We start from the raw sequence: 16809 nt of genomic DNA, 5'->3' as shown, positions 1-16809 counted from the left end.
AGGCTGTATTTTAGAATATTGATTTGCATTTCAAACCTCGTTTTATGGTCTTTAATTAATCGTTTATGACATTAATGCTAATACAATGGAAAAAATAACTGCACTTATAAATGAAATTCAGGATTGTACTTTAGAGATAGAAGTGCATTATCCAGAACTATATAACAGTTTAGATGAAACAACTTATAAAGAGCTGTTTTCAGGAGTTTCTACAGAAACACTCCATGATTATTTAAACAAACTCAAAGTAGCATTAAAAAATTTCAAAAAGCCTAAATGTCATGAGTCAAGAGAAAGAATTTAGCAAGGAAAGATATATCTAATAATAAATCAAAACCATAAAAATGAATTACAAAAATATTACCATTGCAGGAAGTGGTGTTTTAGGATATCAAATTGCATTTCAATCCGCATTTCATGGATTTAACGTAACTGTTTATGATATTAGTGATGAGGTTTTGGAAAAAGCAAAAGCCAAATTTAACGGCATGTGTGAAGCTTTTAAAAAAGATCTACATGCAACACAGCAACAACTAGATAAAACAGGTGAAAACTTAAGTTATACTTCCAGTTTAGCAGATGCGGTTAAAGATGCCGATTTGCTAATTGAAGCAGTACCTGAAAATGTGAAAATAAAAATAGATTTTTATAGAAAACTGGCAAAATTGGCACCCGAAAAAACCGTTTTTGCAACCAATTCTTCCACACTATTGCCAAGTCAATTTGCAGAAGAAACAGGAAGACCTGCCAAATTTTTAGCCTTACATTTTGCGAATACCATTTGGATTCACAATACCGCAGAAATAATGGGACATGCCACAACGGATCCAAAGGTTTTTAAAGATGTAGTTGCATTTGCCAAAGCTATTGGCATGTTGGCATTGCCTTTACATAAAGAGCAACCAGGTTATATTCTTAATTCTTTATTAGTACCTCTGTTAAGCGCGGCAACCAACTTATTAGTAAATGAAGTTGCAGACCCAGAAACTATAGATAAAACTTGGATGAAAGCAACAGGAGCGCCATTAGGCCCTTTTGCTATTCTAGATATTGTAGGTGTTACAACAGCTTATAATATTAATAAAATAGCAGCAGAGAATAGCAAAAATCCATTAACAAGAAAAACCGTAGAATACTTAAAAGAAAATTTTATAGATAAAAATAAATTAGGAGTTTCTACAGGAGAAGGATTTTATAAATATCCAAATCCGACGTATAAAAATCCAGATTTCTTAAAGTAGGTTTTAAATCTTTTTATAGTTTGATTTATGTGACCTTATAATTTGTCATCTTTTAATTACCATAGTTACAACTTCTGATCTTTGTTCTAGTGATAATCTTTTTTTCAAAAGATGGCTTGCTAAATATTTCCTTTGTAGACTATAATAAAAGCCCATGAAGTGCTGAGTAGTATCCGTCGTATTATATTCTTTAGCATATAAGTTTAGTTCCATACTATTCGTTTTTAATATGGGCATATAAAGGTGCAAATAGAAGTACACTAATAAAAGGACAAGCGTAAGTAAATAACCGATAATTAGATGTTTAATAATATATGCAGGGAGAATTACTAGGTTGAAATAGTATTGGCATATTTCATAAAAAGAATACTATTTTTTTGTAAAGTGTTCTTTAATAGGAGCTTAATACTGTTTTTATACTCTCTAATACACTACTTTCTCCTCGGATAATTAAACAATAACGGCCGTTTTTCAATGCCGCTAAATAACTATTTATGTCTCCTGTCTTCATTCCCAATCCTCTAAAAATACCTAAAAGTCCTGCGGGTAATGAAGCGAGTTCTGTTTTATCTACTTTATTAAGAAATGTAGGTGTTAAATGACCTGCAATACATAACGAACCAATCTCTGGATTATGGAAATAACCAAATTGAAATGACGCACCAAATAGAACACGTAATTGCTGTTTTAAATGTTCTAAGATTTTTTTAAGTTCTTTTTTAGTACTTGTTTTATTTGTAGAAAGTGTAACTAAGAGGGATAACTGAAGCGATATATTCTTTTTTTGAGCAATAGTATTTAATACGGACTTTATTTGTAATAAACTCTGGAAGGTTTTTATAACAAATAGTTTATGTGTCGCTTTATGTTCTATGGAAGACATGCTACAAATATGAATTTAGATTCATCGTATTGCTAAATTAATGGTAACATTCCTTTTCTTCAATGACTAGGGTCAGTTCCTCAAGTTTTATCCAAAAAGAGCAATTTCCTCTAAGTTGGTTTTGTCTTCGATAATGATTTCTCTATGCGGACCTATAATTATTAATCGTTCCTCCTTAAAACCCGTTAGCATTCTAATAGTAGTTTCATTAGCGGTACCAATAAGACTAGCTAGATCTTCTCTTGAAATATGGATTCCTTTATTCTTAGAGGTACTAAGTATTTCTTTTTTAGATAAGTCTAAAAGTACTTTCGCTAATCTTTGTCTAACTGTCGAAAAAGCCATGTTCACCAGTTGTTCTTGAAGATCAATTAAATCGTTAGAAATCATGGTGATAAATTTATTAGAAATCAACTTGTCACCAAATAGCAACGTTTTAAAATCGGTTTTAGGGATTTCAAAAACTTCTGTTTGCTCTAAAACGGTTGCCGTATCTCTATAGGTACCTTTATTCGTTAGTAAAGATAATTGACCAACAAATTGTCCAGGTCCAAATAAACCGGTTACCAAAGATTTTCCAGACTCGGTAGTTTTATGTGTTTTTATAGCTCCTTTTTGGATGAAATAAAGTGTGTTTGCAGCATTTCCTTCCATGAAAAGAACCTCCTTTTTATTAAATTTTACCACATTTCGATCTGCGGAAAGACTTTCCATACCTTCATGTGTCGATATTTCATCAAAAAACTGATTAATACCTTTTATGTCTCTAGAAAATTCTTTTTTAAGAAAATTGTATTTTTTAAGTCTACAAGCAACAGCATCTAACAATTCGTTTTCTTCAAAAGGCTTAGTAAGATAATCGTCGGCTCCAAGGTTCATTCCTTTTCTAACATCTATTCTTTCCGTTTTTGCGGTTAGAAAAATAAAAGGAATGCTGGCTGTTGTTTTATCTTTATTTAGCTCCTCCAATACATCATACCCGTTAAGTTCTGGCATCATAATATCACAAATAATAATATCGGGTTTTGTAAGCTTCGCCATGGCAACTCCTTTTTTACCATTTTCTGCAGTACAAACGTCATAGTTTGCTAATTCTAAGATCTCTGCTGTATTCTCTCTCACATCTTGATTGTCTTCAATTAAAAGTATTTTTATCATGGTTTTAGAATTAAAGTGGGATGTTAGATTTTGGTAACTTCACTAAAAAAGTAGTACCTATATTTAAGGCACTCTTAAAGCTAATAGTGCCATTCATGAGTTCTACATATTGTTTTACAATATTAAGACCTAGACCGGTTCCTTCAATATTATGCGCGTTTTCTGCTCTAAAAAAACGCTCGAATAGTTTGTCTTGCTCTAGCTCTGGAATCCCAATACCTTGATCTTGAATTTCAAGATAGGCATATTGGTCGTCTTCATCAATTTTAATATGTATATCGGTGTTTTTTGGCGAATATTTAATCGCATTAGATAATAAATTCATGAAAATATGTCGCACTAGTTTTGGATCCAGATGTAGTGAAATAGGTTTTCCTGGAGATGAAAAAAGCATATTTTTACCTATACTTTTAGTCATAGACATTTCTTCAATAAGTGTTTTAGAAAGAGCAACAAAATCAAATAATTCCTTGTTTGCTGTAACCTTTCCTTCTTCTAACTTACTTAGTGATAAGAAATCATTCAAAATCACCACCAAGTGTTTTACATTGTTCTTAATTTGAGTTACATATCGCTCTCGTTTTTGTTCTTTACCAGTTCCATTTTGTTTACCAATTAAGATTGCAGAAGTCTGTATAGCACTTAAAGGTGTTCTAAACTCATGAGAAGCCATAGAGATAAAACGCGATTTTAATTCGTTCAATTCCTGCTCTTTTTTTAATGCATTCTTTGCATCTCTTTCGATAGTTTTTTGTTCCGTAATATTACTATATACAAATAAGGCATTAGAAATAATATTATTCTCATCCAGCAACGGAACGGTGTTTACCGAGAAGTATTTATTTCTATATGTGATTTCAAAACGAAGGTGCTCTCCAGAAATCGTTTTTAAAATATCCTGCTTTAGTTTGGTTTTTTGTTCTTCAGAAAAAATAGCGACGTTATCCACATTGGTGTGATTAAAAATCATTTTGTCTAAACCTAATTGCATAAACGCTTCTCCTTCTACAAGTAGCATTTCAAAATTCAGATTAAAAACAATAATAACTCCATTCGGAAAATTTTTAGCAATTGCCGAGGATAAATATTTACTGGCAGCGGCATTTTTTTCAGCGTCCTTAGTTTCCTGCATTTGATCTTCGAGACTTAAATTCGAGGCAACCAATTTTTGAACAGTAGAAGTTAATTCACTGGTTCGACTAACAACTTTTGCCTCTAACTCTTCCGAATAGTTTTTTAGTTGTTCTTGGTTAATTTGTAATATTTTTTCTGTTTTTTTCTGCTCGGTAATATCCATTACAAAAGCGATTACCACTTGTTTTCCTTTTATGGTCGTAGGGCTTAAACTTATTTCTAAAGGAAACTGCGAATCATCCTTTTTTAGTCCCCATAATTCTAAATCTAAACCCATGCGTCTTGCTTTGGGTTTTGCAATATATCCTTCTCTATGGCTTTGATGATTTTTTTTGAATTTCTTAGGAATAAGACTTTCTACTTTTTGATGAATGAGTTCTCCTTCATTATAACCAAATAGTTGTTCACTCGCTGGATTGGCTTTAATAATGAAGCCATCTGCATCTACTACCAAAATACCTTCCACAGAAGATTGAAAGATGCTTTTAAATAGGTCGGTATCTTGTAATTTTTTATTCAATAGTATTCCTGTTTAGCGCTACTAATTTACGTTATTTAAAAATGACATGCCAACCTTACGCTAATATGATTTTTAATTATTTATTTAAGCTGATCTATGTCATTTTAATTTAGGATTAAGGTCTGTAAATTTGGTCTTTATCCACAGGAGTTAAAACAATAGAAATGGAAACAATACAAGAAAAAGAACTGGTTACTTCAATGCCTAGAATAGGAGATGAGGCGCCTAAATTTAAGGCAGTTACAACGCAAGGAGATATTAATTTTCCAGAAGATTATGCAGGTAAATGGGTGATTTTATTTAGCCATCCAGCAGATTTTACGCCGGTTTGTACTTCTGAGTTTATAACGTTTGCACATTTAGAAAGTAAGTTTAATAAAGCCAATTGTGAATTAGTTGGTTTATCTATTGATGGATTATACAGCCATATCGCTTGGTTGCGAACCATTAAAGATAAAATTGAATTTAACGGAATGAAAAATGTAGAAGTCAAATTCCCGTTGATTGAAGATATTACCATGGAAGTAGCTAAAAAGTACGGAATGATTCAACCTGGTGAAAGTAAAACACAGGCAGTAAGAGCAGTATTCTTTATTGACCCTAAAGGAATAGTTAGAGCACTTATTTATTATCCGTTAAGCCTAGGAAGAAACTTTGATGAAATCTATAGAGCATTAATAGCAATGCAAACATCGGATGCATTTAACGTTGCGACTCCAGCAGATTGGAACCCTGGTGATGATGTTATTGTTTCGCCTGCAGGAACTTGTGGTGTTGCCGAAGAAAGAATGACTTCTACGGAAGAATTGGAATGTAAAGATTGGTTTTTCTGCACTAAAAAATTAGATAAAGAGGTAGTGCTAAAAGCTATTTTGAAAAAATAATGAAGACATTTCAAATGTTCCTTCACTTAAAATAATACAAATATTCACGGACAATTCATTTTAATATAAAGCATATGAAAAATACAAAAAACTTAGGCATTTGGATGGATCATTCCATTGCAAATTTGATTGATTTAAACTCCAATAAACATAGTTATGCCATAGAGTCCGAATTTACTTTCGACACCAAAGAAGAAGCATTAAATAAAAGCGAAAGTGGTATGCATAATAAAAAGCAGCAAATGCAGGAAGCCTACTATAAAGAAATTGGAGATGTTATTTTAAACTATACTAATGTACTTCTATTTGGACCCACAAATGCAAAAACAGAATTGCATAATTACCTCCATAAAGATTTGCATTTTAAGAATATAAAAATGGATGTGGAATCTGCAGATAAGATGACAGATAATCAACAACATGCTTTTGTTAAAAACCATTTTAAAGAATAAAGCATCTTCCGTATTTACATCCTATTGGTGCTATATATGTATCCAACAGGATGTATACTGTTAACTTTTTTGCAATAAGCAAAGTTGTTTCTTTTATAAGTCCTCTATTTTTATGAATTTTGGGCATTTCTACTAATCCTATTTTCTCTCTTTCAACATTTGCCTGCGCACTTATCGAAACGTATTCTTCTGCTGCCATAGATAAAACGCCAGCTACTAATCCTGCGCACTTACCAAAACAACAGCTGCTCTTAACCAATTACTTCGGTGTATGTAAAGGGTATCTAAATAGTACTCAAATATTCTAAATTGCGTTCATTGCATGTTGTAGATTTTATGAACACGAATATTTGATAGCACCTATCAAGATACAAATATTTGCTATTAAACTATTGGTATATAGCACTTTAATCCTGTGGTTTTTTAAACTAAAAGGAACGTTTAGTGATAGTTTCAACAACTGATAAATATCATTTTTTGTGGATAAAAGTTATCCTATTTTTAACTTCAGATAATAAATATGTATTGAGCCAAACAAATTCTATAACAACAAGAACCAAACTCTTTTTAGATGAAGTGGGAGATATGACTTATTTCGCCATTCGTTTTTTTAGAGAAGTATTTACATCTCCATTTGAATGGAAAGAATTATTAAGGCAATGTTACCAAATGGGTAATCGCTCTTTTGTATTAGTTGGTGTTACTGGTTTTATTTTAGGATTGGTTTTTACACTACAATCCAGGCCTACACTTTCCGAGTTTGGAGCAGCTTCTTGGATGCCATCCATGGTAAGTCTGTCTGTAATAAGGGAGATCGGTCCAGTGATTTTTGCATTAATATGTGCAGGAAGAATTGGTTCTGGAATCGGTGCAGAACTTGGTTCTATGAAAGTGACAGAGCAAATAGATGCTATGGAAGTATCTGGAACCAATCCTTTTAAATATTTAGTAGTTACACGCATATTAGCGACTACATTAATGCTTCCGTTGCTAATTCTTATGGGAGATGCTATTGCTTTATTAGGGTCTGCACTCGTCGAGAATTTAAAAGGGGAAGTTTCCTATTTGTTATATTTTAACAAGGTATTTGATGCGTTGCAGTTTAGCGATGTACTTCCGGCTACTATAAAGTCTTTTTTCTTTGGTTTTGTTATTGGTTTGGTAGGTTGTTATAAAGGCTATAATTGCTCAAAAGGGACTGTAGGAGTTGGAAAAGCATCCAATGATGCGGTAGTATATACCTCTATGCTGCTATTTGTTATCGATTTTATAGCAGTATTTATTACCGATATTTTTTTTGAAATATGATAGAAATTAAAGAGAACATAAAACCTGTTTTAGAAATTAAAGACCTTCATAAAAGCTTTGGAGATAATCACGTACTTAATGGTTTTAACTTAAAATTATACAAAGGTGAAAATCTTGTAGTCATGGGCAAATCGGGATCTGGAAAATCGGTGATGATAAAATGCTTGGTTGGCTTATTAGAAGCAGATAGTGGTAGTATTACTATAAAAGATCTTGATATTCTAAAATTAGGACGAAAAGAATTAGATGTGCTTAGAACAGAAATCGGATTTTTATTTCAAGGAAGTGCATTATATGATTCTATGACTGTTCGAGAAAATTTAGAATTTCCTTTACGAAGAAATCGAGATAAAGTGGACGCTTCTAAAACTACGGAAGAATTAGTTGTAGAAGCATTAGAAAATGTAGGATTGGCTAAGGCTATAGATTTAATGCCAGCCGAACTTTCTGGAGGAATGCAACGACGTGTCGCTTTAGCGAGAGCTTTAATATTAAAACCAAAAATTATTTTATATGACGAGCCTACCACCGGGCTAGACCCAATTACAGCAAAAGAAATTATTCAATTAATGCGAACTATTCAAAAAACATATAAAACATCTTCTTTAATTATCACGCATGATGTGGATTGCGCCCGCGTAATTAGCAACCGAATGATTTTGCTGGTCGATGGCGTTAATTATGCAGAAGGGACTTTTGAAGAACTCTCCAATTCCAAAGATATAAAAGTTCAAGCCTTTTTTAAAAATTAGATATTATGCAAAAATCAATTTCCCATAAAACCCGACTAGGCTTCTTTGTAATTCTTGGTACAGGTATTCTATTAGCAGCACTTTATTTTATTGGTAATAGGCAGTACCTTTTTAGTAATAATATGCAACTATATGCCGTGTTTAAAAATGTAAACGGACTTCAATTAGGTAATAATGTTCGCTATTCTGGAATAAATGTAGGTACCGTTAGTGGTATTGAAATGATAAACAATAAAGAGATAATTGTAGAAATGATGGTGGATGATAAAACAGGAGTTTTCATCAAAAAAGATGCAATTGCAAGTATAGGATCCGATGGATTGGTAGGTAGCATGGTTGTCAATATTACTCCTGGTAAAGAGAATTTACAAACGGTTATTTCTACAGATACCATTACTTCGTCTAGCAATATTGGTACAGATGAAATGTTATCTACACTAAATGTTACCAATGAAAATGCAGCATTGCTAACTGCAGATTTATTAAAAATCACCAATAAGATCTTGAATGGAGAAGGTGCTTTAGGTGCTCTAATTTCCGATTCCCTGCTTACTCAAGATATTCGGACTGCATTAATCAATCTAAAACAAACGACCAACGGCGCCAATACACTGATAGGTTCTCTAAACAATAAAGTTTCAAAAATCGATATGGAAGAAAGTGCCGTTGGTGTTTTATTGACGGACACTATTGTTGGAAATCAAGCCAAGAATGTGTTTTTGCAATTGGAGAATTCAAGTATTAAAATTTCGGAAGCTACAAAAATGCTAACGGATATGATTTCTGAAATAAATACTACGGAAAGCACCTTCAATTATCTTACAAAAAATGAAGCTTTACCAAAAACGATAGATTCTACCATGTTGGAAATTAAAGAAGCTTCAGAAAAGTTAAATGAAAATATGGAAGCCCTGAAACATAATTTCTTCTTTAGAGGTTATTTCAGAAAACAAGAGAAGATCGAAAAAAGAAACAATAAAGTACAAGAAGGAAATTAAATATGTAGATCCGTATTTGAAAGTTTTTATATATTCTATAGAAAAAGCTAATCGATTCTTAAAAAGAGGTTGGTCATGTATGCATCTTAATTCTCTAGTACTTTTATACACTTATAGGAACAATACCCGCCGCACCGCCACCAGATAGCACTAATCTAATCTTGTATTTGTTTTTGTACTTATTGTTTTAATAAATTATGAATGCTGTACGTGCTGTCTTCCTCTTTTACCGAAATAAGATGATCACCAATAAATTTAGAGGTTATAGTTGGTATGCTATGTTGTGATTTTAATTTATCAAATAACAAATTATGCGGACCACTTATATGTAATATAAATTTATTTTTAGTGTCCATAACTAACTCATTATAACTATAGTTAACTATGTTTTTGCCTAAAGTGTTTTTGTCACCTGTATCTATTTTATAATATTTTATTGCTCTAGCGAAACCATTTTCAAAAGAGGTTGCCGCTATATATTCTGTAGGAATAACGGTTTCTCCTTTGGTGTTTATATAACCATAAAAGACAATATTTTCACGCTTTTCTTCAATAAGACATAATCCATTACTAAATATTGGAGGCGCTGTAGCGGTAGCAACAATATCTTTTCTATAGTCAATAACAAGGGTTCCGTTGGTATCTATAAATCCCCAAGAATTTCCATTGCTAATAGCCATCAAGCCTTCATTAAAGTGGCCTAATGCATCTATGTTTTTAAGGGATTGGGCATTTGCCGAATACGCTGTACTTAAAAGAAATAATACTACTAATTTTAAATGTTTCATCGTTTTATTTTTTGTTTCTATTTAGGTGAAGTTATGGCTCTGCTTTGTTTTTTCAAATGACGAATGTCAGTTGCATTAAATTTCCTATTTAAATATATTGTTGTTTTTAAATAGCACTTATAATTTAAAATAGACTGTTTATTTTTGTTATTTACGCTATCCTAAGTTTTAATAAATTAAAGGATTTGCATCGTATTTTCTTAATACAGAAAGCAATTGTTCTAATGGGATTTGTATGGAGTAACTACCTGTATAAGAGGGACACATTACGCAATCATCAAAATAATATTCTACATAGGTTTCATTAACAACAAAGTTGTCTTTGTATTTAAAAAAATCATCATTAGATAATTCCCAGCAGTCGTAGTATGTTTCACCTAAGTTTATTTGTTTGGTGATTTCTTCGTTTAAAATAGTTGTAAACTCATCTTCAGAACCAACATTAAAAAAATCTTCATAATTCATAAATACACCTCTGGTTAAATCAAAGTTTATACAGTCAAAAGAATAGGTTGGGTGCAATGTGCCAGAATAAAAGTTCTCTTTATAAAATAAGATGCTTACCAACTCGTCATTTACATTGTAAATCTTGTAATCTATATAGCGTTTTTCTCTAAATTTTTTGGATTCTATAGAGTCACATAATGCTTTGTCTTTAAGAATCTCAGCTTCTGTGCCTACAATATCCACATAGTAATCGTTTATGTATTCATTAAAATTAATAGTAGTAGGATTAAAGTCTTCATTAAGTAAAGGATACGTGAAGTCTAAAGTGTAATTTTTTTCTTCTTTAAAATATTTTTTTTGAATAATGAGTTCCTGTAATTCGCTTCGTTCATCTTTTTTTTTGATTAGTGTTTTTTGCTTCAACTCGATAGATAGTGCTTTACTAATAGGAAGGTCTTTATCTAAAACAAGAATAGAATCGGTTAATTTTTCCGAAGGAATAATAACTTCTTCATCCATTATTGTTGGAGATTTTAACTTAGGGTCATTTTTACAAGAAATAATACTAAGTAATAATAGAATATAAAGATATTTCATAGTGTTTCGTTTATGGCAAAAGTAAAGCGCTTTGTTTATGGAAAGAATGACTTTTGTCATTTTATGTCTACTAATATGGGATTAGCTTTGAAATATATATTAAATAAATACGAGATGAAAAAAGTATTAATTCCTACAGATTTTTCGGAAACATCCATGAATGCTATTAAATATGCCATGCAATTATTAAAATATGATATTAGTGAATTTACAATAATGAATGCTTTTGCAGATGAGGTGTACAAGAATACAAATCAAATGTGTAGAGAAGATTTTGAGGAATTTAAAGATGCATTTCAGAAAAAAGTAGACCGCACATTACAGCAAGAAATTGCGGAGATGCTTGCTATTTCTCCAAATCCTAAACACACCTACACCTATATTTCTCGATTTGGAAGTTTGGTAGATGAGACCAATGAAATTGTAGAAAAAGAGAATATAGATATGGTTATAATGGGAACCAAAGGAAAAACAAATGACAGAAATATCACTTTTGGAAGCAACACGATACAAGTAATAAAATATGTAAGATGTCCTGTTTTGGTAGTGCCTGTAGGTTATCATGAATATGCTCCTAGTAATATATTATTCCCGACAGATTATATGCTTCCTTTTAAACGACGGGAACTTAAATTAGTAAGCACATTGGCAATGAGTTTTGCAGCCTCTATTCATTTCTTATATATATCCGATTTTAAAGAATCATCGCATAGACAAGTAGATAATAAATCATTTTTGGATTACTGTTTTATAGATAATCAGATCACTTTTGTGCAAACTCCTGGAAAGGATGTAACAGAACGTATTAATAAAACTATAGACGACCAAAAAATAGATATGCTTGTTATGGTAAATCAGCGCCATTCTTATTTAGAAAATATTTTTCACAACGCAACAATTGAGGAGATAGGCCTACAAATTAAAATACCATTTCTAGTGCTTCAAAATTTGAATCGCTAATACATAAACGTATTACCGTGTGTCTCCTGATAAATGTCATAGTTATTGGCAGTTTGTTGTAGTACTTTTATACTACAAATAAACTTGTCATGAAAAAAAAGATATTATTACCAACAGACTTTTCAGAAAACGCATTCAACGCTATAAATTATGCCATTGCACTCTATAAAAAGGAGCCTTGCGAATTCTATATTGTTCATTCCTATTACCTTTCAGGATATAATAAAAACAATCGCTTGAGTGCTGAACCTACAGACGAAAAATTAAAGGAGGTAAAAGAGAGAGCAGACAAAAATATGGAAGGGTTAAAGGTGCAAACCCGTTTTAATGATTTTAGTAATAACCATACGCTTCATTTTTTAAATGTATTTGGATCTTTTAATGATGTACTTAAAGATATTGTTGAAAAGGAAGATATTAAGTTAGTTATTATGGGAACGCATGGAGAAACAGATGATAGAAATGCTGTTCTTGGTAGCAACGCCGTAAATGCAATGGAGAAAATAAGAAATTGTCCAGTGCTTACTATTCCTGGAGATTATATTTTTAAAGATCTAAATGAGATTGTGTTTCCTACCGGTTTTAAAATCCCTTACAAAGAAAATGAATTAGCAACTTTAATAGAAATCTCGAAATTAGCAGATGCACCAATCCGTGTTTTGCATATCCAAAAAAATAAAAAATGGACTAAGGAGCAATTGGAAAATAAAGAGTTGCTCCACCAAATTTTAGATACCACCAGTTTTACACATCACGATCTATTCCACTTAGATTTACAAGAAGGCGTTCGTTGTTTTGCACAAAGTAGAGGGAGTGATATGATTGCTTTTATAAACAAGAAACATAGTTTTTTTGGCAGTATTTTTTCAAACCCAATGGTAAAAGACTTAGGCAATAATGCCAATGTTCCAGTACTAGCTTTACACGATTTAAGAAACTAGAGCGCTAAGTATCCATAAAAAGGAAGTTTAAAAAGAAAATTAAAAACAACGTATTCATTATAATTGGTACCTATGACTTATGTCCTTTCAAGCTTTATTCGTAGGTGTTAATTTTATTATAAATATTGAAATTATGAAAACAAGTGTTCGCTATTATCAAAACAAACAATAGTTTCGTTTATTCATAAAAAAAAGAGCTAATATTTAGCTCTTTTTTTTGTTATAGCTTTTTTTAAGCTCTTAAATCTAGTCGTTTTTTCCCTGTTATTTCTTCAATATTTATTAAGAAAACAGCAGGAATATCATCTTTATAAATTTTACTAGAAAAGTCGCTAATAAAATTTGCTTTACTTTGTTCTTTCTCTAAAAGGATATCTTTAATACCTAAGGAGAACTTGTGTAAATACGCTTTTGCATCACTACCAAAACGCTGTTCAAAAGTACCATGTACTAATACCGATCTCCAATCGGTTACATCTTTAATATCCGAAATAAGTAAAGATACTCTAGGGTTTTTGCGCATTGCATTCATTTTATGTCCATCTCCAGAATAGCATATTATAGCATTCGATTCTTTATCAAAAAAATAAGTGATTGGTACAACAAAAGGGCTGTTGTTAAATATATAACCTAACTGGCCGGTATAATTGTTTTCTAAAATATAATCCATTTCTTTTTCTTCTAAGTTTTTAAACATGGCTATTTTTATTTAATTAGTAGATGTGTTATTTTGAATGCTTTTATAGAAAATTACCTGCAGCATCTAGTTTTACTTTTATGCGTTTGTTTCCATTTGTTAATGTGATTTTATACTTTTTTTTGGCAATATCACCTTCATGATATTTTACTAAATATAAATCAGATGTAATATCCCATTTTGGAAATCTTTTTAAAACAGCTTTCACCACAGGTATTGGTAAATCGATATCCTTGAATTTTTCGGCAGTTCTTAAAATGTTGCCATCACTATCATAGGTTGCAAGAATTTTTCCTTCAGGTATTATAAAATACACCTCATAAAACTCATACTCATCCGCATAAACATCTAATGTTTTAATATCAAAATTTGCAGCTTTTAGTTCTAATTGTTCTACAGGAACAGCCAAATCTTCAGCATCTGTACCACTAATGTATTTGTAGTTTGTATTTACTAATACCACTTCATCCAATTCCGTAAGTGTAGGGTCTTGAGCATACAATGAAAAGGTTAGCCCGAAAACCAATACGCACCTAATTATTTTTTTCATAATCATACAATTTAAAGTTTATATTATATGGTATTAAAAGTAGGTATACATTACAATGGGAACTATGATAAATGTCAGTTAATGAGTAGTTTCTGTTTTATGTTTCCTTGTTTTTAATACCAACTTGTATCTCTGGTATTTTTATTAGTTCTATAGTTGTAGATGCTAAAATAACTTTTCCATTTGTTGCTTCTATTTCTTTTCGAATCGCATCGTTTAATACATGTTTTGTGATTCGTCTTTTTTTATAATCGATAATATATCTTAAATTAAATTTCACCCAATTATCGGTTAATGTTATAGCTAATGTTGGGTCTACCATAGCATCTTCAATATAATATTTAGCTACAATTTCTGTCCATTGCTCTTTAGATGCTCGGGTATATTCTGAAAGTAAATCTGTAGCAACTTTAATAATGATAGTTTTTGCTAGTTCTATATCTGAGCCATATCGTATGGGTAAATTAAATTCATCCCAAATAAACGGGAAATCTTTAGAGTAGTTATGAACAGGTCCTTTAAATACAAATGCGTTGCTAAGCTTTACAATTCTACCGGTGTAATTATCACTCTCCACCCATTGTCCAATTTCCATCATTGTGGTATAAACGCTGTCGACATCCATAACGTCTCCTTTTATACCGTTAATTTCTATTCGATCTCCAGGCTCATACACTTTTACCAAAAATATATATAAGGAGCCAGCAATACTTAAAATTAACTCTTGTAAAGTGAAAGCTAGTCCAGCGGAAAGTAATCCTAACGTAACTGTAAAGTCTTTAATACTTCCGGTGAAATATAAAATAGTAATAAAAGCAAGTATAAAATAGCCTAGTAATTCTACACCTTTTTGCGACTTATATCGTACCGAAGCATTGTCTATATTTCGTTTTAAAAATTTTCTAATAAACCGAATGCATAACAATACAAATGCAACAATTACAACGTATTTAAGAATACTTTGTAGAAGCGGGTAGTCTTGAAGCCATTGTTGTATTGTGTCCATTTTCTTTCTCTAAATTATTTATATATCTTCATATAATCTTAATTTATTATGCAATGTTGTTATTTCATTTTGTAAGCCTTCTACGTGTTGTAATAAGTTATAAACGGCATCTAAACCTTCTAAATTTATGTTTAAGTCAAAATGTAAACGCATCATTTTTTCAACCTCAATAATTTGTGTTGTTTTTATATAATTTACATTATTGGAAACTACAATTTCAATCAATTCATAATCTTGTAACTCCTTTAGAAAAGTTGCAGGCACATTATAATGTGTACAAAAGGTGGTGATAGAAATTAAATCTGTTACTTCCATAATTATCTTAGTTTTTGAAGTTCTGTAAATAATTCTTTCTCTTTATCTGTAAGTTTTGTTGGCGTTTTTAGTTGATAGGTTATATATAAATCACCATGTCCTTCTTTTTTATACTTCGGAAATCCTTTTCCTTTCAATTTTACTTTCGTTCCATTTTGGGTTTCTGGTTTAATGGTAAGTTTTACTTTTCCGTTAAAAGTATCTACCATCAAATCACCTCCAAGCATTGCGGTATATAAATCTAAATCTACCGTTGCGTACAGGTTCTCTTTATCTCTTTTAAATTTAGAATGGTTTTGAATGGAAAATTGAATTAATAAATCGCCATTCGGCCCATTATTGACACCTTTTCCACCATGCCCTTTAATCTTAATCGTTTGTCCGTTTTCTACACCTGCAGGAATAGTAATTCGTATGTTTTTATTATTTACTGTAAGTGTGCGTTTATGGTCTTCGTAAACATCTTTAAGCTCTAACTGAAGCTCTGCGTTAAAATCTTGTCCTCTAAATCTGGAGTTTCTTTCGCCTCTGCCTGAAGATTGACCTCCAAACATGTTACCAAAAATATCTTCAAAATCTCTTTCGCTATAACCACCAGATGGACCAGATTGTCCTTGATACGCTCGTTGTTGTCTACTTTGCTGCTGTTTTGCTTGTTCGTAAGCTTCCGAGTTTTGCCAATGCTCTCCATATTGATCGTACTTTTTACGATTTTCCGGATTACTCAATACTTCATTAGCTTCATTAATTTCTTTAAACTTTTTTTCCGCTTCTTTATCATTCGGGTTTAAATCTGGATGATGTTTACGCGCTAGTTTTCTGTAGGCTTTTTTTATGTCTTTTTCGGAAGCTGTTTTAGAAATCCCTAAAGCTTTATAATAATCTATAAATGCCATTTATTTCGATTTATGCGTTTCTATATGGTGTTTTAATTCTTGTTTTAAGGTTTCCAAATAATCTTGCAATTCTGCAACATCCACTTGAGGATGTTCTTTGGAAGGAATTGTAACGGGTTCTTCTAATAAAAAGGTGTACAATTCTGGGTAATTAGTTTCTATATTGGTAGTTATCTGGGTGATCTGCGTGAGCAACTCTTGTTTTGTTTTCATACCTAACTTTTATATTAACTATAAATTTACTGATAAAAATACTTCAATACTATGATTATAATCAGTTTT

20 protein-coding genes and 1 pseudogene are annotated in these 16809 nt (G+C 31.4%); 9 read left to right on the top strand and 12 right to left on the bottom strand.

The annotated features are described in order from the left end of the window. Positions 1 to 85: 85 nt before the first annotated feature. Complete coding sequence (locus ACVCXO_RS02845; protein ID WP_452228085.1) at positions 86 to 304, top strand: hypothetical protein; 219 nt, start codon at positions 86 to 88, stop codon at positions 302 to 304. 40 nt (positions 305 to 344) lie between these two features. Beyond that, on the top strand, positions 345 to 1241 hold the full coding sequence (locus ACVCXO_RS02840; RefSeq protein WP_452228084.1) for a 3-hydroxyacyl-CoA dehydrogenase: 897 nt from the start codon (positions 345 to 347) through the stop codon (positions 1239 to 1241). Positions 1242 to 1632: 391 nt separating this feature from the next. Here the strand turns inward: ACVCXO_RS02840 and ACVCXO_RS02835 are convergent, their stop codons facing one another. The 3 genes from ACVCXO_RS02835 to ACVCXO_RS02825 form a co-directional block, all read right to left on the bottom strand. Then, entirely contained in the window at positions 1633 to 2124 is a 492-nt protein-coding gene (locus ACVCXO_RS02835; protein WP_452228083.1) for a hypothetical protein, read from the bottom strand. An 87-nt stretch (positions 2125 to 2211) separates the two neighbouring features. Continuing rightward, the gene (locus ACVCXO_RS02830; RefSeq protein WP_452228082.1) at positions 2212 to 3282 is read right to left on the bottom strand and encodes a response regulator; all 1071 of its coding nucleotides are present in this window, start codon (positions 3280 to 3282) and stop codon (positions 2212 to 2214) included. A 10-nt stretch (positions 3283 to 3292) separates the two neighbouring features. After that, a complete protein-coding gene (locus ACVCXO_RS02825; RefSeq protein WP_452228081.1) occupies positions 3293 to 4936 on the bottom strand; it encodes a PAS domain-containing sensor histidine kinase in 1644 nt (547 codons plus the stop codon). Between the two features lie 164 nt (positions 4937 to 5100). Between ACVCXO_RS02825 and ACVCXO_RS02820 the strand changes: the two genes are divergently transcribed. Next, entirely contained in the window at positions 5101 to 5820 is a 720-nt protein-coding gene (locus tag ACVCXO_RS02820) for a peroxiredoxin (RefSeq protein WP_452228080.1), read from the top strand. 74 nt (positions 5821 to 5894) lie between these two features. Continuing rightward, positions 5895 to 6272 (top strand): hypothetical protein, encoded by a 378-nt coding sequence (locus ACVCXO_RS02815; protein ID WP_452228079.1) that lies wholly within the window; start codon positions 5895 to 5897, stop codon positions 6270 to 6272. Between the two features lie 58 nt (positions 6273 to 6330). On the opposite strand, the pseudogene ACVCXO_RS02810 reads toward ACVCXO_RS02815, so the two are convergent. After that, a pseudogene (locus ACVCXO_RS02810) lies at positions 6331 to 6575 on the bottom strand (VIT1/CCC1 transporter family protein); the annotation flags it as partial. A 222-nt stretch (positions 6576 to 6797) separates the two neighbouring features. Here ACVCXO_RS02810 and ACVCXO_RS02805 point away from each other — a divergent pair. The 3 genes from ACVCXO_RS02805 to ACVCXO_RS02795 are packed head-to-tail and all read left to right on the top strand — an operon-like array spanning position 6798 to position 9330. Continuing rightward, positions 6798 to 7580 carry an MlaE family ABC transporter permease gene (locus ACVCXO_RS02805; protein ID WP_452228078.1) on the top strand — a complete coding sequence of 261 codons (783 nt, stop codon included), beginning with the start codon at positions 6798 to 6800 and terminating at the stop codon, positions 7578 to 7580. Beyond that, positions 7577 to 8332: an ABC transporter ATP-binding protein gene (locus ACVCXO_RS02800; RefSeq protein WP_452228077.1), complete on the top strand. Its 756-nt coding sequence runs from the start codon at positions 7577 to 7579 to the stop codon at positions 8330 to 8332. Before ACVCXO_RS02805 ends, ACVCXO_RS02800 begins: the two co-directional genes overlap by 4 nt. A gap of 5 nt (positions 8333 to 8337) precedes the next feature. Then, positions 8338 to 9330, top strand: a complete 993-nt coding sequence (locus ACVCXO_RS02795; RefSeq protein WP_452228076.1) for an MlaD family protein — start codon at positions 8338 to 8340, stop codon at positions 9328 to 9330. Between the two features lie 179 nt (positions 9331 to 9509). On the opposite strand, the gene ACVCXO_RS02790 is transcribed toward ACVCXO_RS02795, so the two are convergent. Then, a complete protein-coding gene (locus tag ACVCXO_RS02790; protein ID WP_452228075.1) occupies positions 9510 to 10118 on the bottom strand; it encodes a WG repeat-containing protein in 609 nt (202 codons plus the stop codon). A gap of 168 nt (positions 10119 to 10286) precedes the next feature. Beyond that, on the bottom strand, positions 10287 to 11162 hold the full coding sequence (locus tag ACVCXO_RS02785) for a hypothetical protein (RefSeq protein ID WP_452228074.1): 876 nt from the start codon (positions 11160 to 11162) through the stop codon (positions 10287 to 10289). Between the two features lie 114 nt (positions 11163 to 11276). Between ACVCXO_RS02785 and ACVCXO_RS02780 the strand changes: the two genes are divergently transcribed. Then, positions 11277 to 12122: a universal stress protein gene (locus ACVCXO_RS02780; RefSeq protein WP_452228073.1), complete on the top strand. Its 846-nt coding sequence runs from the start codon at positions 11277 to 11279 to the stop codon at positions 12120 to 12122. Positions 12123 to 12211: 89 nt separating this feature from the next. After that, on the top strand, positions 12212 to 13063 hold the full coding sequence (locus ACVCXO_RS02775) for a universal stress protein (RefSeq protein ID WP_452228072.1): 852 nt from the start codon (positions 12212 to 12214) through the stop codon (positions 13061 to 13063). Between the two features lie 232 nt (positions 13064 to 13295). Here the strand turns inward: ACVCXO_RS02775 and ACVCXO_RS02770 are convergent, their stop codons facing one another. The 6 genes from ACVCXO_RS02770 to ACVCXO_RS02745 form a co-directional block, all read right to left on the bottom strand. Beyond that, positions 13296 to 13760 (bottom strand): pyridoxamine 5'-phosphate oxidase family protein, encoded by a 465-nt coding sequence (locus ACVCXO_RS02770; RefSeq protein ID WP_452228071.1) that lies wholly within the window; start codon positions 13758 to 13760, stop codon positions 13296 to 13298. Positions 13761 to 13803: 43 nt separating this feature from the next. Beyond that, complete coding sequence (locus tag ACVCXO_RS02765) at positions 13804 to 14310, bottom strand: nicotinate-nucleotide adenylyltransferase (protein WP_452228070.1); 507 nt, start codon at positions 14308 to 14310, stop codon at positions 13804 to 13806. A 97-nt stretch (positions 14311 to 14407) separates the two neighbouring features. Further along, positions 14408 to 15316, bottom strand: coding sequence for a mechanosensitive ion channel family protein (locus ACVCXO_RS02760; RefSeq protein WP_452228069.1), 909 nt, complete (start codon positions 15314 to 15316; stop codon positions 14408 to 14410). Between the two features lie 18 nt (positions 15317 to 15334). Continuing rightward, positions 15335 to 15631: a chaperone modulator CbpM gene (locus ACVCXO_RS02755; RefSeq protein ID WP_452228068.1), complete on the bottom strand. Its 297-nt coding sequence runs from the start codon at positions 15629 to 15631 to the stop codon at positions 15335 to 15337. Positions 15632 to 15633: 2 nt separating this feature from the next. Next, entirely contained in the window at positions 15634 to 16527 is an 894-nt protein-coding gene (locus tag ACVCXO_RS02750; RefSeq protein WP_452228067.1) for a DnaJ C-terminal domain-containing protein, read from the bottom strand. Further along, entirely contained in the window at positions 16528 to 16740 is a 213-nt protein-coding gene (locus ACVCXO_RS02745) for a hypothetical protein (protein WP_452228066.1), read from the bottom strand. Positions 16741 to 16809: the final 69 nt, after the last annotated feature.

This window comes from Lacinutrix sp. MEBiC02404 (assembly GCF_053601575.1).
Note: the sequence above shows the minus strand (reverse complement) of the source record. Positions and strands in the feature narration are given on the sequence as shown.

Coding starts and splice junctions, on each gene's coding strand:
- ACVCXO_RS02845 (WP_452228085.1), top strand. CDS start 86: ATGGAAAAAATAACTGCACTTATAAATGAAATTCAGGATTGTACTTTA.
- ACVCXO_RS02840 (WP_452228084.1), top strand. CDS start 345: ATGAATTACAAAAATATTACCATTGCAGGAAGTGGTGTTTTAGGATAT.
- ACVCXO_RS02835 (WP_452228083.1), bottom strand. CDS start 2,124: ATGTCTTCCATAGAACATAAAGCGACACATAAACTATTTGTTATAAAA.
- ACVCXO_RS02830 (WP_452228082.1), bottom strand. CDS start 3,282: ATGATAAAAATACTTTTAATTGAAGACAATCAAGATGTGAGAGAGAAT.
- ACVCXO_RS02820 (WP_452228080.1), top strand. CDS start 5,101: ATGGAAACAATACAAGAAAAAGAACTGGTTACTTCAATGCCTAGAATA.
- ACVCXO_RS02815 (WP_452228079.1), top strand. CDS start 5,895: ATGAAAAATACAAAAAACTTAGGCATTTGGATGGATCATTCCATTGCA.
- ACVCXO_RS02800 (WP_452228077.1), top strand. CDS start 7,577: ATGATAGAAATTAAAGAGAACATAAAACCTGTTTTAGAAATTAAAGAC.
- ACVCXO_RS02795 (WP_452228076.1), top strand. CDS start 8,338: ATGCAAAAATCAATTTCCCATAAAACCCGACTAGGCTTCTTTGTAATT.
- ACVCXO_RS02790 (WP_452228075.1), bottom strand. CDS start 10,118: ATGAAACATTTAAAATTAGTAGTATTATTTCTTTTAAGTACAGCGTAT.
- ACVCXO_RS02785 (WP_452228074.1), bottom strand. CDS start 11,162: ATGAAATATCTTTATATTCTATTATTACTTAGTATTATTTCTTGTAAA.
- ACVCXO_RS02780 (WP_452228073.1), top strand. CDS start 11,277: ATGAAAAAAGTATTAATTCCTACAGATTTTTCGGAAACATCCATGAAT.
- ACVCXO_RS02775 (WP_452228072.1), top strand. CDS start 12,212: ATGAAAAAAAAGATATTATTACCAACAGACTTTTCAGAAAACGCATTC.
- ACVCXO_RS02770 (WP_452228071.1), bottom strand. CDS start 13,760: ATGTTTAAAAACTTAGAAGAAAAAGAAATGGATTATATTTTAGAAAAC.
- ACVCXO_RS02765 (WP_452228070.1), bottom strand. CDS start 14,310: ATGAAAAAAATAATTAGGTGCGTATTGGTTTTCGGGCTAACCTTTTCA.
- ACVCXO_RS02760 (WP_452228069.1), bottom strand. CDS start 15,316: ATGGACACAATACAACAATGGCTTCAAGACTACCCGCTTCTACAAAGT.
- ACVCXO_RS02755 (WP_452228068.1), bottom strand. CDS start 15,631: ATGGAAGTAACAGATTTAATTTCTATCACCACCTTTTGTACACATTAT.
- ACVCXO_RS02750 (WP_452228067.1), bottom strand. CDS start 16,527: ATGGCATTTATAGATTATTATAAAGCTTTAGGGATTTCTAAAACAGCT.
- ACVCXO_RS02745 (WP_452228066.1), bottom strand. CDS start 16,740: ATGAAAACAAAACAAGAGTTGCTCACGCAGATCACCCAGATAACTACC.